Raw genomic sequence first — 23333 nt, 5'->3', positions numbered from 1 at the left:
AAATTATAAAACTTGAAAATACAGATTATAAAGAAAAGTGAGTCATAAAAATTTCATAAATAGGCTGTCAAAAAGAACAAGAGCGCGAATAGAAATGTGCTCAATGCTACTTTTTTGAGTTCGGGGTCCAATAACATAGCCGATTTAGTTTTGTACACTTTAATCACATTTAAGAACAAAGGAATAAAAGCAATCAACGGGATATAATCTAGCGGCTGCTTCGCCTTTAAACCGAAATATGCAATTGCACTTACGAAGGCAAAAATGACTAAAAGCGTATGATAGGTTTTAACTCTATTTTCACCCAAAACCACAGCCAATGTATTTTTATTGACGCGCGCATCTGCCTCCCTATCTCTCATGTTATTGAGATTTAAAACGGCTGTACTCATCAATCCTATTGAAATTGCTGGTAGTATTATAAAGTTGCCCAACGATTGGGTAAACAAAAAATAGCAACCCATGACTCCGACCAATCCAAAAAAGAGAAACACAAATACATCGCCCATGGCGCGATATCCATACGCACTTTTACCAACGGTGTATTTTATGGCGGCGATGATGGCTGCGATTCCAAGATTGAAAAACACAAAGGAAAGTAAAAAGCTTTTATTGCCGAATGCTTTAAAAATGAGCATACTCGCTAGGAACAATGTGATTATCGATGTGATAATCATTCCTCGTTTCATTTCTTTTCTAGAAATCAAACCACTTTGCAATGCACGCATGGGTCCTACTCTATCTGCATTATCTGTTCCTTTAACGCCGTCGCCATAATCGTTTGCAAAGTTTGAAAGAATTTGAAATCCCAAAGTGGTTAACAAAGCCAAAACAAATACGGAAGTAGAAAAAGAATCCACCAAAAGTGCCGCAGCACCTGCCACTAAAATTCCCGAAATGGAAAGCGGTAATGTGCGAAGTCTAGCTGCTGAAATCCAAGCGCGCAATTTGGTCATTTTGAATCTTTTTGGCAAAAGTACATTTTTGAGTTTTAAGAAACTATAAACCTTTAAATGAAAAAAGAACCCGCACAATCATTTTACAATGACGATGCGGGTCTTCCTAAATTGGCTAAAATTCAAATACTATTACTTCACTAGTAACTTTTGGGTAGCACCATTACTGTTCTTTACAATATAAGTTCCAGCATTCATAGCTGTTGTGTTCATAGATGCAGCATTTTCTAAGACTAAAATTTCTCGTCCCAACATATCATAAACCGAATACGTATCTGGTACGTTGAAAAATACAGTTCCGTTTGATGGGTTTGGATAGATTTTAAATCCGTTGTTTGTAACTGTAAAGTCTTCTGTTCCCAAAATAACGTTGTCCAATGAGATGATGCTTAATGTTGCGCTCACTTCGTTTGCAATCACTAAATATGCTGTTCCCGTTGCACTTTCTTCAGCACTTACATAGGCCAAACCTTCTGGACCTAAATCTCCCATTGCATCTCCACCAGGAGTTGCTTCTCTGTTATTTATATACTGTAAATATTGAGGTGCAGCTGGATTTGTTACATTGTAAATCATAACGCCACCGACTCTTTCCAATAATATGAACGCATAAAATTCGCCATCAATTTCCTTTACCAAAACTCCTTCAGGCTCTGGACCTTTATTGTCGCTTCGGTTTTTTGGGTTATTGTTTGAGTTGCTTGCGTTAAAGATTGCTCCAATTACTGGGTCTGCCGCTGTTATAACTTCAAAATCATTTCCGCTATCATAGACCAATGTACCTGTTGCAGCTTCAAAAATTGAAAATGAACGTCCACCGAATACATGTAGCTCTTCGTATAGACCATCTCCATCACTATCCCCAGATGCAGATGTAAAGTTTATTGCGCCTAAATTGCTGTCGAGGGATAAAATTTCCGTAGCACTGAAAACAGATGGGTCTAAATTTAAATCTGAAATATTAACTTCTTCTTCAAACGTGCTGTATTCTCTAGCATCACCTTCGTTTGCTGTTACGATATAATCCACACCACCCACGCTATAAAATGCAATGGCATCTGGCATGTACATTCCTTTTATTGGCCATGAAGCGTTGAAGATAAAATCGGTTTCGTCACTTGTATCCAATGAATTCTGCGGAAGCGAATGGTCTTTTAAACCAAAGCTTTTCACATCTGTCACCGTAGCCGTTGCAATATCTATAATTGCATAGGCATTATTTTCTTGAAGCGATACGTAAGCTGTTGCAGAGTCATCTGAAATTGCAATATACTCTGGCTCAAAATCCTGTGAAGCATTTGCATTGGGGCCGTACACTCTAATTCCGTTAGCGTTCAATGTCGCTTCTTGACCATCATAAGCGTTGAAGTTTATACTAGTTACATCACTTTGGTCAATAGCGCTAAGACCACCCGTAACATCGATTATCGATATTGTTCCTTCTGGGTCGATGGTATAATCGCCATTAGGCTGTCCTTCGTTTGCAACCAGTAATTTTGTTCCGTCTGGAGTGAAAGTCAACATATCTGGCAACACTCCTACTTCAACAATAACAGGTGTTTCATTACCTAAAGTATCGCTAAATGCTACAAACCCATTTCCTGTTTCATCATTATTTGCAATTGCGATAGCGACTAAATTACCATTAACAGCAACACTTTGTGCTGAAGCTCCAACTGGTGTAATATCAGCAATATCAAGTTCTGTAATGTTTGATGGGTCGTTAAAGTCCAAAATATTAATAACTGTATTATTCACGACAAAAAGTTGTTGATTGATTGGGTCATAAGCAACAATTTCTGCTATACCGTTTTCATCAACTGTGTAGCTTGTTAAAAAGTTTGCGTCAAGCGGTGTGTTGTCTCCAGCTGGAACAATGGTATCATCGTCAAGAATATATACTGAAAATAAATCTGTATTTCCAGTCGTTGCATTTGTTGCGTTTCCTAAACCTAAAACAAAAAACACATCTGCATTATCATTTGTGTTATTTATTAATGGAATTGTGAATGATTGATCTGCTGCACTACCTGCCGGAAATGTAATTGATTGTATTGTTGTGAATGTAAAATCTGTCCCTGAAACAGCGGTTCCGCCAGGAACAAGTGCTACATCAACAATTGCATTTGCTGTTGGAGCTTCAGTTATAGTTAAGGTTACCGTGGCTTGAGTTGCATCTTCAGAAACTGAAATAAATGATTGATCAAAATTAATAATTGCTGAAGCAGTTGCTGGCAAACCGTTCCCCGGAGAACCTATATTTGGCACATCTCCGTTTGCCCCACCAAAATCCACGGTTTGAACCGCTCCATTTGCATTTCCTACCACACTAAAAGCAGCTAATTCAACATCGTACGATTGTCCATCATTTGCAGTTGTATCTGGATATGCCCTAGTAGCAATAGGCATTGTTGTAGCCGGGTCACCCAACCATAAAACAACGGTATCTCCGCCACCGCCAAGTCCTGCTCCATCTGTATTTCCTACTTGAACTCCTGTTAAGTCTATCACTTGACTCCAAACATTTGTAAATGTAGTAATGTCCGCAGTATCTGCTGTTACTAAAACGATTGCTGTTGCTCCCGGTTGGATTTCGGTTATTCCTTGGATAACATCTGCTGTTGTTGGATCAGCAGACTCATCATCATAAAATAAATCTCCATCGGTTGCTGCAACATAAGCAATAGTTCCTGTGTTTTTGATTTCAAACCAATCTGCAGTTAAATCTGCTCCTGCTTGTCCTGAAAATATCTCGGTAATTTCCAATTGTGGAGTTTGTGCAATCGGCAAACCGTTCCCCGGAGAACCTATATTTGGCACATCTCCGTTGTCTCCACCAAAATCTACGGTCTGAACCGCTCCATTTGCATTTCCTACTACACTAAAAGCGGCTAATTCAACATCGTACGACTGTCCATCGTTTGCTGCTGTATCTGGATAGGTTCCTGTTGCAATAGGCATTGTAGCTGTTGGGTCTCCCATCCACAAAACAACCGTATCTCCACCACCGCCAAGTCCTGCACCGTCTGTATTTCCTACTTGAACTCCAGTAAAGTCTATCACTTGGCTCCAAACGTTTGTAAATGTGGTAATTTCTGCTGTGTCTCCTGTTACTAAAACGATTGCAGTTTCTCCCGGTTGGATTTCAGTTATTCCTTGGATAACATCTGCTGTTGTTGGATCAGCAGACTCATCATCATAAAATAAATCTCCATCGGTTGCTGCAACATAAGCAGTAGTTCCTATGTTCTTGATTTCAAACCAATCTGCAGTTAAATCTGCTCCTTCTTGACCTGAAAATATTTCGGTAATTTCTAATTGTGGGAGCACAACTGATGCTTCTCCTTCAAATAAAATATTGTCTATTGTTAACGTTTCAGCAGCCGAGTTAAATCTCACCTCGACAACCAGTTGCGCCATTGTATTAGCAGGTACGGCAGCCAATCCGGTAATCCAAGAGTTTTCAATCATTAAATCGTTGATATCACTTCCTGTTGTGTTGAGGATATCGATTTCGGTGGCGTTTGTCAAATCACGCACATATATTCTTACTCGGTCACTTCCACTTTCGTTTACTGTACCATCACCTTCATATCCTGTATCGTTAATGTGGTAATCAATTTTTACGGTCGTATTTATAAAACCAGAAAAATCCACTGCGTCAAATTCAAGAACCATTGTTCCGTCAGTGTCAGATAATTGATAGCCGTTTGCACCATCTGTGTATGCACCTACATTTGAAGTAAAATCTGTAACACCCACAAAATCACCTTCTGTCAATCCCACGTCTGGTGTATCATAAGGTACATAGTTGGCATTAAAACCTATTTCGGTTGTGCCCACAAAATTAACTAGTGGTTCGTTCGTGTTATTTACCAATGGATGTGAAACCGATGCATCGCCAGTATCTGTATACATGCCCGCATTTACGGCCGGTTCTTCAAAACTTGTTGCGGCTACCGTGGTAACTTGCGCTTGTGAAATAGCACCCAAAAGAACGAATGCTAACAAAGTAATTCTCTTCATTTTTTTTAATTTGATTAAGGCACAAAACTATAAATAGGTACTGTAGATTTGTTTACCTTAACTTTATCGAATCGTGAAGAATTTCAAGAAAAAGAGGTCTATTTTCTTCGGAAATTTTAAGAAAACGTAAATTAATTGTTATGATAATTATATTTTTGATTTGTTTCCCTACTTTTAAAACATAGGAGAAATTTTCAAGAGCTGAAATTTCCGAAGTAACTAAAATCAATATAATTATAAAAAAAATTCCCCATGACATCAACCTACCACATTGGATTACTATTTTTAAGACTTTCTTTTAGCGCGATGATGCTTACCCACGGCATCCCCAAATTAATGAAACTCGTACAAGGAAATATGGAATTTGGCGACCCTATAGGCATTGGAAGTACGCCATCCTTTATTCTAATCGTCATTGCAGAGGTAATTTGCCCGCTGTTAGTCATTATTGGATATAGAACTAGAATTGCATCCATTCCAGTAATTATTGCGATGGGAGTGGCAGCGTTTATAGTACATGGCGCTGATGCCCTTGCCACAAAAGAAAAAGCATTATTGTATTTATTTGCGTTTGTTTCTATCGCACTTTTAGGACCAGGAAGACACAGTGTAGACAAGAAGTAGATTTAATAGAAAAAATGTCCTCTTGCTTTGATTCATAAAATCAATACCAAGAGGACATTTTATGTTTAGCTATTCTCCGATTTCATTTTTTCTTTGCCAAGGAAATTTTCCTTCAAGTTCTACCTGCAGTGATAAACTTAAAAAGGTTCTAATAATAACTATCAAGCCTAAAATAGCTACAGATTTTAAAGTTGGCTCAGTAACGACCGTTGCCATAATATCAGCTGCTATTAATATTTCCAATCCTAAAAGAATCGATTTTCCTACAGCTTGGCGAAGCTCAATATAAGTGACGGGGTTTTTACTTTTGAGGAAAATAGCAAACTTTATTATTGAATAGATAGACCCTAAAAAAATGGTAAGAACTCCAATTGCTTCGGTTATTTTAGCAATATAATCGATGTAAATTTTAATATTTTCCATTCTATTCTATTACAGTTTATTTCTATTGCTACTCAAAAATCTTAACAAGCAATTCTTTCAGCAAATCGCCTTGCGACATATTTGCGGCGCCCACGCCTTTACTTTTCATATCAACTTCTCTAATAGTTGCGATAATACCACTCACTTTTTTCATAGGATAATTTCGTGCTGCTTTTTCGTAGTCTTTTAAAAAGTATGGATTTACACCCAACTCCTTAGCAGCACTCGCTTTATTAGTTAAAGAATGATATTTTAAAACCTTTACAAAAAATCCATATAGTAATGAAACAGTCATTACAATGGGATTGTTTTTTGGATTTTGAGCAAAATATTGAATGATAGAAAATGCTTTTTTGATATCGCGCTCCCCTATTGCATTTTGCAATTCAAAATTATTGAAATCTTTACTTATCCCTATATTCTCTTCAATTACTTGAGGGGTAATTTGCTCACCTGGTTTTAATATGAGTTGAAGTTTTTCGAGTTCGTTATTTATTTTCCCCAAATCTGTTCCTAAAAACTCTGTGAGCATTTGGGCTGCTTTTGGAGAAATCGTGTATCCCTTACTCGCTAAAGTTCGCTTTATCCAATCTGGAATCTGATTATCGTATAGTTTTTTACTTTCAAATAATACACCCGATTTTTTCACAGCTTTTGACAGTTTCTTTCGGGCATCCAGCTTTTTATATTTGTAGCAAAGCACCAGTACAGTGGTAGGCTGTGGATTTTCAACATAACTCACCAAATTTTCAATCGTGCGTGATAAATCTTGTGCTTCTTTGACAATGACCACTTGAAGTTCCGCCATCATTGGATAACGTTTTGCATTTCCCACAATATCATCGATGGTGACATCTCTTCCATACAAAACCATTTGATTGAAGCCTTTTTCTTCTTCAGAAAGGACAGTTTTTTCAATATAATCACTAATTGCATCTATATAATAAGCCTCTTCCCCCATCAAAAAATAAATGGGCTTAATATCACCATTTTTAATGTTAGTGACTATTTCTTTTGCAATTTGGAGTGACATAAAATTTAAAACGGGTTGAAGTGACTTCGGAAATATGAAGTTGTAAAAATATTAAAATAATCGAGGATAGCTTCAAAACTTAAAGGTGTATCTTTTTGCAAATTTCAGAAAAAGAACACAAGACAAATATCAAAAACAATTAATGAATTCTCGATTTTCCCTACTTTTACGTCAATGCAACAATTACACTTTAAACAGTATTCATTTCGGTTTAAAAAGCAAGAAGCGAAAACCTTGATTTTTGATTCGGTCCGAAAAAAATTCATGGTGCTTACGCCTGAAGAATGGGTACGTCAACATTGTGTGCATTTTCTCATTAATGAATTAAATTATCCATTATCCCTAATCAATGTTGAGAAGCAAATTAAATTGCACGACACCACCAAACGCTACGATATTGTTATCTTCAACAGCGATGGGAGTATTCATTTAATCGTGGAATGTAAGGCTCCAAAAATTAAAATCTCTCAAGAAACTTTTGACCAGATTGCTCGGTATAATCATGTTTTGAAAGCGCAATATTTAATGGTCACAAACGGGCTGGAACATTACTATTGCAATATGGATTTTGAAAATGAGCGCTACTCGTTTTTGGAAGCATTGCCGCCCTATAATTCCAATCAATCTTAGTACTTTGCAACTGTGAAAACCGCCGTCGTCATATTGAATTGGAATGGGCAAAAGCTCCTCGAACAGTTTTTGCCGTCGGTGATTCGTTTTTCAAAAGAAGCCACAATTTATGTAGCAGATAATGCCTCGACGGATACTAGTATTGCGTTTACTTCGGAAATGTTCCCTAGCGTACAAATTATTAGAAACCATGAAAATGGTGGATATGCAAAAGGCTATAATGATGCACTCGCAACCTTAACCGAAGATATTTTTGTACTTCTAAATAGTGATGTTGAAGTGACAGCGAATTGGTTATCACCTATAATTTCGGCATTTGAAAATGATGAAATTCTAGTTGCGGCGCAACCTAAAATATTAGATTACAAAAACAAAGCGTATTTTGAATATGCCGGCGCGGCTGGTGGATTTATTGACAATTTGGGCTATCCCTATTGTCGTGGGCGTATTTTTGAAACCGTCGAAAAAGATGAGGGTCAATACAACGACACCACTAAAATATTTTGGGCAACCGGCGCGTGTTTGTTTATAAAAAGAGAAGCTTTCATTAAAGCTGAAGGTTTTGACGAAGACTTGTTTGCGCATCAAGAAGAAATTGATCTTTGCTGGCGTTTGCAAAGTCAAGGAGGAGTTATCAAATTTTTCGGGAATTCCACAGTGTTTCATTTGGGGGGTGCAACGCTTTCTTCGAGCAATCCTAAAAAGACTTTTTATAATTTCAGGAATTCTTTATTAGTGTTGTTCAAAAATGTGGAAGGCGCAAAAGTGTATCGTATTTTATTGAGTAGAATGGTGTTGGATGGTATCGCGGCAATCAAATTTTTACTTGAGGGAAAATTGGCTCATTTTAGTGCTATTTTCAAAGCTCATATTTCATTTTATAGTCACATTTCAGCATTTCTTCCGAAGCGAAAAAAATGGAAATCAAAAATGCAATATCCTAATAACAAACATATTGTAGGTCAATACTACCTTAAAAACAGAAAGAAATTTAAAATGTTAAAATAAATTTCTAATCTTTTGTTAAACTTCATCATATCTGTCGTCCTTTGTATACATTTGGTATCGAATTTTAACAAATCAAACAACTACGACTTATGAAAAAAATAATGTTATTAATGCTTTGTAGCACACTCGTATTAGGATCGTGTGTATCTTCAAAAAAATATAAGGAGCTTGAGGCAAAACAAAAAAGCACGCAAGATCTATTAAATACTGCGACTGTAAAATTAAACTCTTGCGAGAGTGATAGAGCTGCTGCAAATGCTAGAGTAAAATCTCTTGAAGAGCGTCTTGCCGAACTTCGTAAAACAAATCAAGATTTAATCCAGACGTCTGGTGACATGACTGCTTTGACTACTCAAGGAGCTAAAAATCTTGAAAAGTCTTTAGAAAGTTTAAAAGAAAAAGACCTTAAAATTTCACGTTTACAAGATGCACTTACTAAAAAAGATAGTATGACTTTAGCGCTTGTAACTAGCTTGAAGAAAGAAGTTGGTATGAATGATGAGGATATTGAAATCAATGTTGAAAAGAGCGTTGTATTTATATCTTTAAGCGATAAAGTACTTTTCAAAAGCGGAAGCTATCAAATCTCTGCTCGTGCTAGCGAAATTTTAGGTAAAGTTGCTAAAGTAATCAACGGTAAACCTAATTTTGAAGCAATGGTAGAAGGTCATACAGACAACGTGCCTTATAGCGGTAACGGTACACTTCTAGACAACTGGGATTTAAGTGTAAAACGCGCTACAGCAATTGTACGCGAACTACAAACTTTAGGTGTTAAACCTTCGCAGTTAATCGCAGCAGGACGTAGTGAATACATTCCATTAGTGCCTAACACTACTCCAGAAAATCGTTCAACAAACCGTAGAACTAAGATTTTAATTTTACCTAAAATCGACCAATTCTATGAAATGATTGAAGATGAAATGAAAAATCTTTCAGAAGAATAATCATTTTTAAATAATAGTAAAAATCCCATCAGCCTTGGTTGATGGGATTTTTTTATTTCCCACTTCGGAAATTTGAAATAATTGAAACTTTTTTTTCAATAAAATAAAAGTAACTTTGATAATCCTCATATAATAAGACAACTGACTAAAACACTGCTGAATGAAAGACGATTTCAAAACCGAAAAATACGATACTATCATTATAGGTTCGGGCGCTGGGGGACTTGCAGCAGCGATTTGCTTAGCTAGAGAGGGGCAAAAAGTTTTGGTTTTAGAACAACACGATGTACCAGGTGGATGGTGCCATAGTTTTTATCTCAATGGTCACCGTTTTACTCCAGGGGTGCATTATGTAGGTCTCTGCGGAAATGAAGGAGAAGGAAATTCCACCAGTGAATTATACGAGGGATTGGGCATTGGCGGTGAACTCACATTTTTCCAAATGAATCCAAATGCTTACGAACATTGCTGGATTGGTGATGAGCGTTTTGATTATCCGTCAACGCATGAAGAACTTATCGAGCGATTACAAGAACGCTTTCCTCACGAGAAAAAAGGGATTAAAAAATACTTAGATTTAGTAAAAAGAGTAAGCTATCAATTGAGCCTAATTCCTGAAGTAAAGACTTTTTGGGATAAAGTTACAATTCCATTTCGAACCAAAGACATGGGGAAATACGGGCTATTTACATTACAACGTGTAATCGACTGGCACATTAAAGACCCTTTGCTCAAAGATTTTTTGAATATTCAATATGGAGATCATGGTGTAGAACCTGACCGCGCTAGTTTTGTACTACACGCAGCTTTAATGAATCATTATTTGAAAGGCGGCTACTACCCCATGGGTGGCGGTGGCGCTATTATCAAAGCAATGACAAAAGCTATAAAAGGTTATGGAAGTACTGTAAAAACAAGCACAGGCGTAAAACGAATTCTTATTAAAGGAGATAAACAAAAACACGCTACAGGAGTAGAACTTGAAGACGGAACTCAACTATTTGCAAAAAATATTATCTCTAATGCCGATCCTGGGATTACGTATAATCAATTGATAGGTAAAGAAAATTTGAGTAAAAAGCTTACTAAAAAATTAGGCAAAGCGAAATATTCCTGTACATCATTAATGCTTTTTTTAACGGTTGATATGGATGTTCGCGCTGCAGGTTTAGATTCTGGAAATATTTGGATGCTTGAAGAAGGTGACATGAATGCAAATTTCCGAAGAAATCAAGAGGCAGATATTTTGAGCGATGAAACGTTTACCGGCATGTTTATTAGCTGCACAACGTTAAAGGATCCACCTAGTTTTGATGGGCGTTACCACACGATTGAAGCGATTACATTTATAAATTATGAGTCGTTTAAAAAGTATGAAAATGAGGACCTCGACCGTTCTGACGAATATTTAGATTTTAAAGCGCGCATCACCGAGAAAATGATAAAAACTTTGGAAAAGGCAATCCCGAATGTGCGTGAACATATTGTTCATAAAGATCTGGGCACACCCATTACCAATGAATATTATGTAAATTCAACAAAAGGTAGCGTTTACGGAACTGAAAAAACACTCAAGCACATCGGGCCATTTGCTTTTAAACCAAAAAGTGAGATAGAAAATTTATACCTCTGTGGAGCAAGTATCGCCGCACATGGCGTAGCTGGCGCTAGTTATAGTGGCGTCCAGACTGCGGGATTGATTTTAGGTAAAAAACAGAACGAACTCCTACTCCCCAATCCAGAACAAAAATTGCATACCTATAACGCTGAAGACCCTAGCGAATACCCTGACTGGATATTGAAAAAGATAAAAGTCAAAAAAGCAAAGCTGGCTTCGGGAGTAAATAAGTTTGAGTAATATTTTGCACATTCTTCTATAATTAATCTTTTATATGCTGCGGAATCTATTTTTAAAATACACTTTCCGCGAGATATAAATTTATAATTCGCGGAAAGTTATTATATTTACCCTATTCCGCGAGATATAAGAACAATGAAGATAATTGGTAGAATTCCCGAAACCCGCAATATGCAAGCATTATTGAAAGATAATGAGGCACATTTTTTAGCAATGATTGGCAGAAGACGTGTGGGGAAAACTTTTTTAATTAGGGAAATTTATAAGGATGCGAAGATTTTTGAGATGACCGGAATTAAAGATGCCGACCTCAACACCCAACTTTTAAATTTCACGTTTCAAATGAATCAATATTTTGAAACCGAACCACCATTACAAAAGCCTGACGGTTGGTTGGCAGCATTTCATTCTTTGAGTCAGGCGATAAAAAATTCAAAATTTAAAAAGAAACCCGTTGTCTTTTTTGATGAGTTACCGTGGATAGCCACAAGACGTTCGGGATTTACAGAGGCGCTCGCACATTGGTGGAATAATTGGGCGTCGCAACAAAATATTGTAGTGGTTGTCTGCGGTTCTGCCGCATCGTGGATGCTCGATAATGTAGTCAACGCCAAAGGAGGTTTACACAATAGAATTACCAAGCTCATTACACTAATGCCATTTACACTTCAAGAAACAAAACAGTTTTTAACGGCGAAGAAAATAACACTAACAGATTATCAAATTATACAACTTTATCTCGCCATTGGCGGGATTCCTCATTACCTCAACAATGTGGAAAAAGGAAAAAGCACAGCACAGAATATTCAAGAATTGTGCTTTTCAAAAGATGGCGTACTTCGTAATGAGTTTGACCAACTGTATGCGGCACTTTTTGATAATTCCAGCAAGCACATTCAAATTATAAAAGCACTCGCCAGCAAAGCAAAAGGTCTTGACAGACAAGAAATTTTAAGTGCTACAAACATGACTGACGGCGGTTGGTTCTCAAAAGTTTTAAAAGAATTGGAAAGCTCTGGTTTTATTACTACTTATGAGCCATTAGAAAATAAAAAGAAGCAAACACTATTTAGATTAACAGATGAATATTCGCTGTTCTATTTAAAATTTATGGACGGCAAAAGTGTGAGTGGGCAAAATAGCTGGATGCGAATTAGTGAAAGTCAAGCATATAAAATTTGGGTGGGTTATGCCTTTGAATCTCTATGCATGAAACATGTGGAAAATATTAAAAATGCCTTGGGAATTTCAGCAGTCGAAACTAATGTGAATAGCTTTTTGCACGTAAAGGATGATCGCTTCGGAAAAGGATTTCAAATTGACCTTTTGATAGACAGAAAAGATGATATTATCAATATTTGCGAAATGAAATTCTACGCAGATGAATTTACCATCAATATAGATTATGCAAAAAAACTACGTACAAAATTGCAGGGATTGAAAACCGTTACAAATACTAAAAAAGCTGTACATCTCACTTTTATTAGCACATATGGAGTTTTGGATAATAAATACAAGTCTGAAATCGTAACCAATGATTTGACTACGGAAATTTTCTTTGATTGAAATTTCAGAAAAACAATATAATTATACCTCCAAACTACCTTTACCCTCTCTAATAAGTACCGGCTCTCCACTTGTCAAGTCGATTACTGTAGAAGCAATATTACCCCCATAACCGCCATCGATAACTATATCGACAATCTTTTCCCATTTTTCAAAAATTAATTCGGGGTCTGTTGTGTATTCGAGTACTTCATCCTCATCTTTGATAGATGTTGTGAGGATAGGATTACCCAACTCGCTCAATATAGCACGGACGGTATTATGATCTGGCACTCGGATTCCTACTTCTTTCTTTTTCTTAAAAGTAGATGGTAAATTATTATTTGCTTCTAGTATAAACGTATAGGGCCCTGGCAATGCTCGTTTTAACAACTTAAAAGTTGCCCCATCAATTTGCTTTACATAATCACTTAGATTGCTCAAATCTTCACAGACGAATGCAAAATTGGCTTTTTCCAATTTAACCCCCTTTATCCGCGCAATCTTTTCCATTGCGCTTTTGTTAGTGATATCGCATCCCAAAGCATAGACTGTATCACTAGGATAGATTATCAATCCGCCATTGCGAAGTACCTTCACTACCCTTTTTATCTCTTTAGGATTAGGGTTATCTTCATATATTTTAATGAGTTCTGCCATAATTGATAGTATTAATTGGTTAAGCACGTTCCACTTCAGATTCCAACTTTAAGACGTTGTTGCCATCTTCCACTTCAATGTATAATGCTTTATTTCCTTCTTCACCATTTCGGGTTACTTCGGTGCCGTCTATTGTTCTTGTTACCGTTTTTGTAAAGGTACTTTTTACTTTTCCGCTGGCAGTGCCATTACCCCATTTCCAAGTTACCTTTGTGCCTTCTTTTATCATTTTGTAATCTTTTTAAAATTTCCGAAGTCATTAAAAATCTTAACACTCCGCACTACTAAAATAAATATACTTTTAATGCCACCCAACACTATTGCAAATCATTAACATAAAATCTGTTTTTTTACGTTATCCTAAAAACTTTGACAATGAAAAGCATTTTATATTTTCTGCCTTTATTTATTCTCACAACATTTATAAGTTGTAACGACGATGAAACTCCTCAAATCGTTGAAGAAACTGGTCCACTTGAAGCTTCTATTCAGCAAAATGTTTCCTACGGAAATGATGGCCAACAAGTCTACGACGTGTACCTTCCCGCCAATAGATCCATCGATAAAACCAAAGTAATTATCCTTGTACACGGAGGAGGTTGGGTTGAAGGTGATAAAGCAGATATTAATGAATTTATCTCTCTCATCCAACAGAATAACCCCAATCACGCCATCGTAAACATGAATTATCGCCTTGCCGTGATTCCTTCAACTCCAGCATTCCCTAATCAATTTTTAGATGTTGATGCCGTGATTAATAAATTGACAAATGAAAGAGAAACGTTACAGATTTTACCAGAATTCGGCTTGATTGGTTTGAGCGCCGGAGCACATATTTCATTGCAATATGACTCTGTTTATGACACCGATGACCAAGTTAAATTTGTGGCGGACATCGTGGGACCTTGTGACTTTACAGACCCATTTTATGCAAATGACCCTAATTTCAACTTGGCTCTCGGGATTTTTGTGGACGAATCTCAATACCCCCCAAATACTGATTTTGCTGTAGCATTGAGTCCAGCCTTGCAAGTAAGTGCGAATACGAGTCCTACAATAATGTTCTACGGAAATCAAGATGAATTGGTACCTCTCACTAACGGTGAAACGCTAAATACAGCTTTGGAAACAAATGAAATTACACATCAATATACCGTTTATGATGGCGGTCACGGTAATTGGAATCCCACTCAATTTGAAGATGTTGAAGCAAAATTAACGGCTTTTATTCATGCTCATTTAGCCATTCAATAAACGCTAATCCAAAACATTCAGTTTCGCAAAACGAAGTAGTAATTTTTTGAGTCCGCCGTTTTCAAAATTGATTTCAGCTTTTGTGTCTGCGCCTACGCCTTCAATTTTATTGATACGGCCTTTACCAAAACGCACATGTTCTACAAACGTTCCCTCTTTTAAATTTGCGGCAGCAGGATCAAAGTTTTTATCGGCATTACTCGTTACAGGTTTTAATCTTCGCAATTTACGCAATTGATCTTGCGACGGTCCCGAAGGAGCCTTTCCAGTAACGGGTTTACTCAATCGCAATTTACTTTTATCCACCTCATCAAAAATATCGGCATCTAAAAGTGGCTTGTAGCGATGTTCGGTAATGGGTGTTAAATATTGTTTGTATTCTTCTGAAATTTCATCAATAAAACGACTGGGTTCTGCATCGATTAATTTACCCCAACGATATCTTGATTGTGTGTACGTTAAATAGGCTTGCTTTTCTGCTCGCGTTAATGCCACATAAAACAGCCGGCGTTCTTCTTCTAGTTCGGCTCTGGTGTTCATGCTCATTCCACTTGGGAATAACTCCTCCTCCATTCCTACAATATACACGTATGGAAATTCTAATCCTTTTGCCAAATGTACCGTCATCAAAGCAACCCTGTCATCATCTCCTTTATCATTATCAAGGTCTGTTGCAAGCGCTACATCTTCCATAAATTCGGCGAGGCTTCCCGTTGCGTCGGCGAGTTCTTTTTGTTCTTCGGTAAAATCGCGCATACCGTTTAATAATTCCTCGATGTTTTCAATACGAGCAATACCTTCAGGCGTTCCGTCTTTTTTAAGTTCGGTCAACAAGCCTGTTTTTTTGGCAACGTGTTCAGCGATTTCAAACGCATTCATAGTTTGATTGACCACTTGAAAACTCTCAATCATCGTAACAAAGTTCTTTAGTTTATTCTTTGTTCCGCTATTGATGTTTAACTCAAGTTTATCCAGCACTTTCATCACTTCAAACATAGAGCGTTTGTAATGATTTGCCGCGACGGTCAACCGTTCAATTGTTGTTTGGCCTATTCCACGAGCGGGATAATTGATAACACGTTTGAGTGCTTCTTCGTCTTTCGGATTTAAAATCAATCGTAAATATGAAAGCACATCCTTTATTTCTTTCCGTTGGTAGAAACTCAATCCGCCATAGATTCTATAAGGGATGTCACGTTTCCGAAGCGCATCTTCCATCGCCCTTGATTGCGCGTTGGTGCGGTACAAAATAGCAAAGTCGCCATTTTTGCGCTGCTCGTTCATTTGCGTTTCAAAAATATTGCTCGCTACAAATCGGCCTTCGTCACCATCCGTCATCGTGCGATTGATCATGATAGGCGCGCCTTCATCATTCGCAGTCCAGACTACTTTATCCAATCTTGTTTTGTTTTTTTCAATAATGCTGTTTGCAGCGTTTACAATGTTTTTTGTAGAGCGGTAATTCTGTTCTAGACGATAGGTTTTTACATCGTCGTAGTCCTTTTGAAAATTGAGAATGTTGTTAATATTCGCGCCTCTAAAAGCATATATACTCTGGGCGTCATCACCAACCACACATATATTTTGAAACTTGTCACTCAACGCTTTTACAATCAAATATTGACTGTGATTTGTATCTTGGTACTCATCCACGAGGATGTACCTAAACCTGTTTTGGTACTTAGCAAGTGTTGCTGGAAATCGCGTTAAAAGTTCGTTTGTTTTCAGCAATAAATCATCAAAATCCATCGCTCCTGCCTTAAAGCATTTGTCGCAATAGCTTTTATAGATTTCTCCCAAACGCGGCATTTTTGCCATAGCATCTGCTTCCATTAATTCGGGATTATTGAAATACGCCTTTACCGTAATCAAACTATTTTTATAACTCGAAATACGCGAATACACCTGTTTGTATTTGTACACGTCTTTATCAAGATTCATTTCTTTTATCACCGCGCGAATCACACTTTGCGAATCCTGCGTATCATAAATAGTGAAGTTTGAAGGGTATCCCAATTGGTGTCCTTCAAAACGTAAAATCTTCGCAAAAATACTGTGGAAGGTCCCCATCCAAAGATTTTTCGCCTCACTTGCTCCTACGATTTCGACAATACGTTTTTTCATTTCGCGTGCCGCTTTGTTCGTAAACGTAAGTGCGAGAATGCTAAACGGGTCGACGCCCTTGGACATTAAAAAAGCAATGCGATACGTGAGCACTCTGGTTTTGCCCGAGCCCGCGCCAGCTATGACAATCATAGCACCGTCCTTTTGAATTGTAGGCGCTAATTGTGCCTCATTGAGTTGGTCTAAATATTCTTGCAAATGTTTGATTTTTAATACTTCGGAAATTTAAAGGAGTTTCGAAATATAGCAGATTTTTACTACTTCGAAAATACTCAAATTCGATTAAAATTTCCGAAGCTATTTTCAGAAATTATAAACAAACTTTTTTCACTTCTGAAATGATAATATTTGAATATCTTTAGCCTTGATTGAACTTATGTTTTGTATTAAAACGGAGACAATCCAGCAAAATTATTCATTCATTTCTCTAATTTACAATGCGTTATATTTCCGAAGTAATGCTTAATAATATCCAAAATGAGTTAAATTGAAACTATGAAAAAAATATATACTTTCTTATTAGTTGCATTGATAGTCTTTACCGCTAATGCCCAACTAGACAAATCCATTTTAAAAGACATTGAAAATATAGAATCGCAAGTCATAGATTGGCGGCACTATTTTCACGAAAATCCAGAACTCTCCAACCGCGAATTCAAAACCGCAAAGAAAATCGAAGAGCATTTAAAATCCCTGGGAATGGAAGTCCAAACAGGCATTGCAAAAACGGGCGTAGTGGGATTGCTGAAAGGTAACAAACCCGGTAAAGTCGTTGCCCTTAGAGCAGATATCGATGGATTACCCGTTACTGAAAGAAACGATTTATCATTTAAAAGTAACGTAAGAGAAACCTTCCTCGGCACCGAAACCGGCGTAATGCACGCCTGCGGTCACGACACTCACATTGCAATATTAATGGGCGTTGCCGAAGTAATGAGCAAACACAAAGACAAAATTAATGGTACTATAAAATTCATATTCCAACCTGCTGAAGAAGGTCCACCACCGGGAGAAGAAGGCGGTGCAAAATTAATGGTAAAAGAAGGCGTTCTTAAAAATCCAGATGTTGACGCAATTTACGGATTGCACATTAATAGCGGAACTCCCGTAGGCACCATCAAGCTGAAACCCGAAGGAATCATGGCAGCTGTGGAACGTTTTGTGGTCAATGTTGAAGGTAAAGGTTCGCACGGTTCGGCTCCTTGGAGTGGTGTGGATCCTATTTTGATTTCGGCAAAAATTATTGATGGTTTTCAAACCATTATTTCCCGAGAATCCAATTTAATCAATGCTCCTGCGGTTATTACTGTTGGAAAAATTACGAGCGGAACACGTTTTAATGTCATCCCCGAAAGTGCCGAATTGATTGGTACGGTGCGCACACTCGACCCAGAGATGCGAGACCTGATCATCAAACGCATGACCGAAATGGCAGCCGACATCGCAAAAGCATACGGCGGAAAAGCTACTATTGAATGGCAAAACAATACTATTGTAACCTACAATGACCCAGCGCTCACAGTAAAAGCAATCGAAACTTTAAAAGAAGTTGCCGGAGCAGAAAATGTGAAAGATATGAAAGCGATTACCGGAGGCGAGGATTTTAGCTATTTTCAAGAGCAAATTCCGGGAGTGTATTTTTTCCTTGGCGGAATGACGCCGGGGAATACAAATCCGTATCCTCACCACACGGCAGATTTTCAAATTGACGATGCGGGAATGCTACTTGGTGTTAAAGCTCTATCACAATTGGCAATTGATTTTTTAAATGAAAAATAGAATTTAGTAAAAGATAAATAAGCAAACAGAAACATGAACGAGATTTTAAATTTTATTGGAAATATCCCTTGGTGGGGTTGGATTATTGCTATTGTAATCGTTGTTGCATTGTATGATATATTTCAGAAAAAACACACCATTCTACATAATTTTCCAGTGGTAGGGCACTTTAGGTATATGTTGGAAAGTATAGGGCCTGAGTTGCGGCAATACATAGTCGCTAACAACAGAGAGGAATTACCCTTTAATCGTATTGAGAGAGGTTGGATTTATGCCTCTGCAAAAAATGAAAACAATTACGAAGGCTTTGGTACCGATAGAGATATTTATGAACCTAACTATATTTTTGTCAAGAACGCAATGATGCCTTTCAAAGTAGAAGATAAACATCCCAATGCAAAAGACCCGTATTTCTTAGCCTGTGCAAAAGTAATGGGAATCGCTCACGGAAGACGCAGACCTTTTAGACCTGCATCGGTCATTAATGTATCTGCGATGAGTTTTGGTTCGCTTTCGGCCCGAGCGGTTGAGTCATTGAACATAGGCTGTAAATTATCGCATGCGTATCACAATACAGGCGAAGGTGGTTTGTCTCCGTATCATAAAAAGGGGGGGGATGTCATTTTTCATTTTGGTACAGGCTACTTTGGAGTGAGAGATAATGAAGGTAACTTTTCACTTGAAAAAATTAAAAAACTTACGGAAGATAATCCCCAAGTACGCGCCATTGAAGTAAAATTATCACAAGGAGCAAAACCAGGAAAGGGAGGCGTACTTCCAGGAAAAAAAATAACTCAAGAAATTGCAGATATTAGACACGTAGAAGTAGGTAAAGATGTACTATCTCCTCCATCACACTCTGCATTTAAAGGAACAGATGGGCTAATAGATTTTGTTGAAAGTATTGCAGAAAGTACTGGTTTACCCGTAGGCATCAAAGCTGCCATTGGTAAATTAGACGATTGGGAAAAACTAGCTTCAAAAATGGCTGAAACCGGAAAAGGTCCAGACTTTATTACCGTGGACGGTGGTGAAGGAGGAACCGGTGCAGCACCACCCAGTTTTGCAGACCATGTTGCACTGCCTTGGATTTATGGTTTTAGTGCTATTTATCAAATCTTTAAAAAGCATAACCTTTCAGATAAAATTGTTTTTATAGGTAGTGGTAAATTAGGATTCCCGGCAAAAGCTGTAATGGCATTCGCTATGGGCGTTGACTGTATCAATGTAGCTCGTGAGGCTATGTTATCCATTGGCTGTATTCAAGCCAAACTTTGCCACACTAACGAATGCCCAAGTGGTGTTGCCACTCAGAACAAATGGAAACAAATGGGTATCAATGTGGATGTTAAATCGGTAAGAGCGCATTATTATTTTAAAAATTTCAGAAAAGAATTATTAGAGATGACCCACGCTGCAGGTTATGAGCACCCTTGTCAATTTACCATGGACGATGTTGAAATGGCTACAGGTGATAAAAATATGATAAACGACCTCTCTCAAGTATTTAAATACAATAAAGTGAAAGTTCAATTTGACGATACAAAAACGCTACAAAGTTGCGAACATCTAGGAGGTGGTTATAAAGTAAAAGAGGAAAAGCAGGTTATGAAAAAAGCCATTAAAAATGAAGAAGTGCGCTATTAACAAACAATACTCGAAACTATTTACCGTTATTTTCTAAATTGATACACTCCAAAATCTTTACCAAAACATCTATGGAACAACTCGAACAATTATTCCCCTATTTCGCTTTAATCCTTACTGCCCTCATCGTTGGCGCTGTAGCTTATTTATTCTTTAAAAAGCATACAGAAAATGAAGAAGGGCGTCGAAGATTTTTATTGCATAAAGAGGCGCAAGGAAAATTATTACCGCTACGATTACAGGCATACGAGCGCATTACCTTGTTTTTAGAACGAATGGATTTAAACAAATCTGTTGTTAGAATCAAACCACGAAATACGAGTGTTGAAAATTATGAAAACGACTTAGTAAATGGTATTGAGCAAGAATACGAGCATAACTTAACGCAACAAATTTATGTTTCGGCAGAGGCTTGGAACATTATTCGTACGGCAAAAAATGCAACCATACAAACTGTGAGACAAACTTCGATGAATGAAAAGACAGACTCCGCAGACAAACTAAGAGAAACATTGTTAAACAACGCCATGGCAGGAGTTTCGCCATCACAAAAAGCATTGGCATTTTTAAAAGCAGAAATTTCAGAGCTGTTTTAAACGCTTTAACTACAATTCAAAATCCCTTTTAAACTTTATTTAAAAGGGATTTTTGATTACTTAAATATGCTTCGGAAATTTTAATTCCTTGTTACTTTTCAGAAACCTTAAAACCCACGCGAGTTAAATATTCCTTTTCTGCTTCTGAAAATTCTAGATATAACTTTTTAATTTTAGACCGGTATTTTTCCTCTTTTAAAACTTCGGTGAGTAACGTGCGAGCGCTGTCTCTAAAGCGCCAGTAATGGTGAGTGCTAGCATTTACTAATGCCGCTAAAGATTCGTTATCAAAGATTTCTAAATAATTTACATATTCAAACGCCTTTTCTCGTATTTCAAATGAGTATTTATTTGATGTGTATCCATTCAACTCACTTCCGAAATTTGCTGCGTCCTGTTTTTGATAGCCTTCGGTCAACAATGCGAGGACTAACCAAATTTGCCGAACGTTTTTATCTTGAAACCCAATAACATGTTTGGTTTTGTCCAAGTATTTCGGCATCTCATTGGGAAATGCATTTCGCAACAAAAGCAATGCTGCTTCAATCGTTATGTAGCTTTTATCATCGAGCAGCGATTCAAAATCTGATTTTAGAACCTCTGGAATTGCACCTTCATACGAAATGGCAATCGCTTGCCGTGTCATCAAATTGTCACTTTCAAAAGCCTTCTTCAAATATGGCAGTACCTTTTCAACAGGTTCGGCCGTTAATTGAAAAACCGCTTCTTGCCCCAAATACTCGTTGTTAAAAGTCAACGCAGTGGTCAATGGTATTTTCTTTTCGGCTATATCAACCGCGCGCAATGACGAAAGCTCAAAATACTGTTTAATGAATTCTGACTCCAACAAGGATTGATACGCTTGGTTGGCTTGAAAGGCAGTTTGTTGCAACCAGTCCTTCTCCCAAGCATCAATCGTCACGGTCGTATTGCGTTTTACCATGTTTAAAAAATCTTCTGTTTCCACATTTTTGAATGCGTATTCCTCGAGGTATTGTTTGATGGTGCTTTTAAAAGCTTCATCCCCAATTCGCTCCCGCAACCCGTGCAATGCCCACGAGCCTTTTTCATAAAATGTAAGCGAAGATGCTTTTGGGTCTAAAAGGGATTGCCCTTTCCCCTGGTCGCTCACTTCTTTTAAGTTGTTTGCAGATTGCAGTAATTTCCAATAGTAGTAATCATCGCCATAAATTTTACGTTCGGCTAGCAAAGCGTAATACGTGGCAAAACCTTCCTGTAACCAATGGTGTGTCCCCGAAGTTTCGGTGACTAAATTTCCAAACCATTGATGTGCCATTTCATGTGCATTGACACTCGTGTAATCTCTGTCATTAAAGCCAATTTCGTCCACGACAAACGATTCAGAAAAAATGGTGCAGCTTGTGTTTTCCATTCCCGCATATAGAAAATCACGCACGGGAACTTGTTTGTAATTCTGCCATGGATAGGGAACTCCGATTTCATTTTCTAGAAAGTCGAAAATTTCTTTTGTGTGTTTATATGTGGTATTTACAATTGCAGAATCTTCGGGCTTGTAATACATTTCTATAGGAATTCCGCTTGCTGAAACCTGTGTTGTTTTATCAAAATCGCCCATTATAAAAGCCACGAGATAGCTCGACATGGGATTTTTCATGTCGTAGTTAAACAAATTGTAATCATATTTTGCTCTATCTTCGTCAGATTTCAAATCTACTGCAGCACCGTTACCAATTACAGTAATTGGTGAGGGAGTGATGTATTTTAAATCAAACTCAATCTTATCATTCATGTCATCAATACTCGGTAACCAATGTGAAGTGTTCTTTCCTTGTCCTTGCGTCCAAATTTGGTCACCCGTGAAATAGAGTGCTTTTTTCGGTTTTGCTTCATATTGAAAATGTACTTCGTAGGTGTAGCCCGATTCAAAATTATTGTGGAATACAATTTTATCTTCGGTGTAATAAATTTCGGTGTTACCATCTTTTGCGTCTGGACGCTCCATGCCAATAGCATCCAAATAAACTCTATCTGTGTCCTTCAAAATGGTGAATGAAACAAACACATCTCCACTAACAGACATTTCCGAAGCATTGGGAATTATGGTTGCCGAGATTTTCTTGAAATCAACAACGTCAATTTGTTGAGAAATACAGAAAAAAGGAATTAAAAGGAACAAATATTTATACAAAAGTGAAAGATTTAAATAAAACCGAAAGATAATAATTCTCATTCCTGAATTCT

At 37.4% G+C, this 23333-nt stretch carries 18 protein-coding genes; 10 read left to right on the top strand and 8 right to left on the bottom strand.

What is annotated here, in order from left to right; genetic code table 11:
- Positions 1 to 53: 53 nt before the first annotated feature.
- Together menA and ACSHW7_RS05305 are read right to left on the bottom strand one after the other, a co-directional pair.
- Positions 54 to 956, bottom strand: coding sequence for a 1,4-dihydroxy-2-naphthoate octaprenyltransferase (gene menA, locus ACSHW7_RS05310; protein WP_435678297.1), 903 nt, complete (start codon positions 954 to 956; stop codon positions 54 to 56).
- A gap of 132 nt (positions 957 to 1088) precedes the next feature.
- On the bottom strand, positions 1089 to 4982 hold the full coding sequence (locus tag ACSHW7_RS05305) for a choice-of-anchor I family protein (protein ID WP_435678296.1): 3894 nt from the start codon (positions 4980 to 4982) through the stop codon (positions 1089 to 1091).
- Between the two features lie 252 nt (positions 4983 to 5234).
- Between ACSHW7_RS05305 and ACSHW7_RS05300 the strand changes: the two genes are divergently transcribed.
- Positions 5235 to 5606, top strand: coding sequence for a DoxX family protein (locus tag ACSHW7_RS05300; protein ID WP_435678295.1), 372 nt, complete (start codon positions 5235 to 5237; stop codon positions 5604 to 5606).
- A gap of 69 nt (positions 5607 to 5675) precedes the next feature.
- On the opposite strand, the gene ACSHW7_RS05295 is transcribed toward ACSHW7_RS05300, so the two are convergent.
- Positions 5676 to 6029, bottom strand: a complete 354-nt coding sequence (locus ACSHW7_RS05295; RefSeq protein WP_435678294.1) for a DUF1622 domain-containing protein — start codon at positions 6027 to 6029, stop codon at positions 5676 to 5678.
- A gap of 28 nt (positions 6030 to 6057) precedes the next feature.
- Positions 6058 to 7062, bottom strand: coding sequence for a DNA polymerase III subunit delta (gene holA, locus ACSHW7_RS05290; protein ID WP_435678293.1), 1005 nt, complete (start codon positions 7060 to 7062; stop codon positions 6058 to 6060).
- 174 nt (positions 7063 to 7236) lie between these two features.
- Between holA and ACSHW7_RS05285 the strand changes: the two genes are divergently transcribed.
- From ACSHW7_RS05285 to ACSHW7_RS05265, 5 genes are all read left to right on the top strand, one after another.
- On the top strand, positions 7237 to 7692 hold the full coding sequence (locus tag ACSHW7_RS05285) for a type I restriction enzyme HsdR N-terminal domain-containing protein (RefSeq protein ID WP_435678292.1): 456 nt from the start codon (positions 7237 to 7239) through the stop codon (positions 7690 to 7692).
- A 12-nt stretch (positions 7693 to 7704) separates the two neighbouring features.
- Complete coding sequence (locus ACSHW7_RS05280) at positions 7705 to 8700, top strand: glycosyltransferase family 2 protein (protein ID WP_435678291.1); 996 nt, start codon at positions 7705 to 7707, stop codon at positions 8698 to 8700.
- Between the two features lie 89 nt (positions 8701 to 8789).
- Positions 8790 to 9647, top strand: coding sequence for an OmpA family protein (locus tag ACSHW7_RS05275; RefSeq protein ID WP_435678290.1), 858 nt, complete (start codon positions 8790 to 8792; stop codon positions 9645 to 9647).
- Between the two features lie 160 nt (positions 9648 to 9807).
- The gene (locus ACSHW7_RS05270; protein ID WP_435678289.1) at positions 9808 to 11505 is read left to right on the top strand and encodes a phytoene desaturase family protein; all 1698 of its coding nucleotides are present in this window, start codon (positions 9808 to 9810) and stop codon (positions 11503 to 11505) included.
- Positions 11506 to 11640: 135 nt separating this feature from the next.
- Positions 11641 to 13071: an AAA family ATPase gene (locus tag ACSHW7_RS05265; RefSeq protein ID WP_435678288.1), complete on the top strand. Its 1431-nt coding sequence runs from the start codon at positions 11641 to 11643 to the stop codon at positions 13069 to 13071.
- Between the two features lie 21 nt (positions 13072 to 13092).
- Here the strand turns inward: ACSHW7_RS05265 and ACSHW7_RS05260 are convergent, their stop codons facing one another.
- Positions 13093 to 13710, bottom strand: a complete 618-nt coding sequence (locus tag ACSHW7_RS05260; RefSeq protein ID WP_435678287.1) for an L-threonylcarbamoyladenylate synthase — start codon at positions 13708 to 13710, stop codon at positions 13093 to 13095.
- Positions 13711 to 13729: 19 nt separating this feature from the next.
- Positions 13730 to 13939, bottom strand: a complete 210-nt coding sequence (locus tag ACSHW7_RS05255; protein WP_435678286.1) for a DUF2945 domain-containing protein — start codon at positions 13937 to 13939, stop codon at positions 13730 to 13732.
- A 146-nt stretch (positions 13940 to 14085) separates the two neighbouring features.
- Here ACSHW7_RS05255 and ACSHW7_RS05250 point away from each other — a divergent pair, with 146 nt between their 5' ends.
- Positions 14086 to 14964, top strand: coding sequence for an alpha/beta hydrolase fold domain-containing protein (locus ACSHW7_RS05250; RefSeq protein WP_435678285.1), 879 nt, complete (start codon positions 14086 to 14088; stop codon positions 14962 to 14964).
- 3 nt (positions 14965 to 14967) lie between these two features.
- Here the strand turns inward: ACSHW7_RS05250 and ACSHW7_RS05245 are convergent, their stop codons facing one another.
- Positions 14968 to 17286: an ATP-dependent helicase gene (locus ACSHW7_RS05245; protein WP_435678284.1), complete on the bottom strand. Its 2319-nt coding sequence runs from the start codon at positions 17284 to 17286 to the stop codon at positions 14968 to 14970.
- Between the two features lie 297 nt (positions 17287 to 17583).
- On the opposite strand from ACSHW7_RS05245, the gene ACSHW7_RS05240 reads away from it, so the two are divergent.
- The 3 genes from ACSHW7_RS05240 (at position 17584) to ACSHW7_RS05230 (ending at position 21110) form a co-directional block, all read left to right on the top strand.
- Positions 17584 to 18867 (top strand): amidohydrolase, encoded by a 1284-nt coding sequence (locus tag ACSHW7_RS05240; protein WP_435678283.1) that lies wholly within the window; start codon positions 17584 to 17586, stop codon positions 18865 to 18867.
- 33 nt (positions 18868 to 18900) lie between these two features.
- The gene (locus ACSHW7_RS05235; RefSeq protein ID WP_435678282.1) at positions 18901 to 20514 is read left to right on the top strand and encodes an FMN-binding glutamate synthase family protein; all 1614 of its coding nucleotides are present in this window, start codon (positions 18901 to 18903) and stop codon (positions 20512 to 20514) included.
- Positions 20515 to 20585: 71 nt separating this feature from the next.
- Positions 20586 to 21110 (top strand): hypothetical protein, encoded by a 525-nt coding sequence (locus tag ACSHW7_RS05230; RefSeq protein WP_435678281.1) that lies wholly within the window; start codon positions 20586 to 20588, stop codon positions 21108 to 21110.
- A 91-nt stretch (positions 21111 to 21201) separates the two neighbouring features.
- On the opposite strand, the gene ACSHW7_RS05225 is transcribed toward ACSHW7_RS05230, so the two are convergent.
- Entirely contained in the window at positions 21202 to 23322 is a 2121-nt protein-coding gene (locus ACSHW7_RS05225; protein ID WP_435678280.1) for a M1 family metallopeptidase, read from the bottom strand.
- Between the last annotated feature and the right edge of the window lie 11 nt (positions 23323 to 23333).

Origin of the sequence: Patiriisocius sp., assembly GCF_051252435.1 — a bacterium.
GTDB lineage: Bacteria > Bacteroidota > Bacteroidia > Flavobacteriales > Flavobacteriaceae > Patiriisocius.
The sequence above is the reverse complement of the archived record's forward strand: the minus strand, read 5'-3'. Positions and strand labels throughout refer to the sequence as shown.

Bases quoted from the DNA above. Each gene is read 5' to 3' on its own strand.
- ACSHW7_RS05230 (WP_435678281.1), top strand. From the start codon at position 20,586: ATGGAACAACTCGAACAATTATTCCCCTATTTCGCTTTAATCCTTACT.
- ACSHW7_RS05270 (WP_435678289.1), top strand. From the start codon at position 9,808: ATGAAAGACGATTTCAAAACCGAAAAATACGATACTATCATTATAGGT.
- ACSHW7_RS05300 (WP_435678295.1), top strand. From the start codon at position 5,235: ATGACATCAACCTACCACATTGGATTACTATTTTTAAGACTTTCTTTT.
- ACSHW7_RS05285 (WP_435678292.1), top strand. From the start codon at position 7,237: ATGCAACAATTACACTTTAAACAGTATTCATTTCGGTTTAAAAAGCAA.
- ACSHW7_RS05265 (WP_435678288.1), top strand. From the start codon at position 11,641: ATGAAGATAATTGGTAGAATTCCCGAAACCCGCAATATGCAAGCATTA.
- ACSHW7_RS05250 (WP_435678285.1), top strand. From the start codon at position 14,086: ATGAAAAGCATTTTATATTTTCTGCCTTTATTTATTCTCACAACATTT.
- ACSHW7_RS05255 (WP_435678286.1), bottom strand. From the start codon at position 13,939: ATGATAAAAGAAGGCACAAAGGTAACTTGGAAATGGGGTAATGGCACT.
- holA (WP_435678293.1), bottom strand. From the start codon at position 7,062: ATGTCACTCCAAATTGCAAAAGAAATAGTCACTAACATTAAAAATGGT.
- ACSHW7_RS05235 (WP_435678282.1), top strand. From the start codon at position 18,901: ATGAACGAGATTTTAAATTTTATTGGAAATATCCCTTGGTGGGGTTGG.
- ACSHW7_RS05275 (WP_435678290.1), top strand. From the start codon at position 8,790: ATGAAAAAAATAATGTTATTAATGCTTTGTAGCACACTCGTATTAGGA.
- ACSHW7_RS05295 (WP_435678294.1), bottom strand. From the start codon at position 6,029: ATGGAAAATATTAAAATTTACATCGATTATATTGCTAAAATAACCGAA.
- menA (WP_435678297.1), bottom strand. From the start codon at position 956: ATGACCAAATTGCGCGCTTGGATTTCAGCAGCTAGACTTCGCACATTA.
- ACSHW7_RS05260 (WP_435678287.1), bottom strand. From the start codon at position 13,710: ATGGCAGAACTCATTAAAATATATGAAGATAACCCTAATCCTAAAGAG.
- ACSHW7_RS05225 (WP_435678280.1), bottom strand. From the start codon at position 23,322: ATGAGAATTATTATCTTTCGGTTTTATTTAAATCTTTCACTTTTGTAT.
- ACSHW7_RS05240 (WP_435678283.1), top strand. From the start codon at position 17,584: ATGAAAAAAATATATACTTTCTTATTAGTTGCATTGATAGTCTTTACC.
- ACSHW7_RS05305 (WP_435678296.1), bottom strand. From the start codon at position 4,982: ATGAAGAGAATTACTTTGTTAGCATTCGTTCTTTTGGGTGCTATTTCA.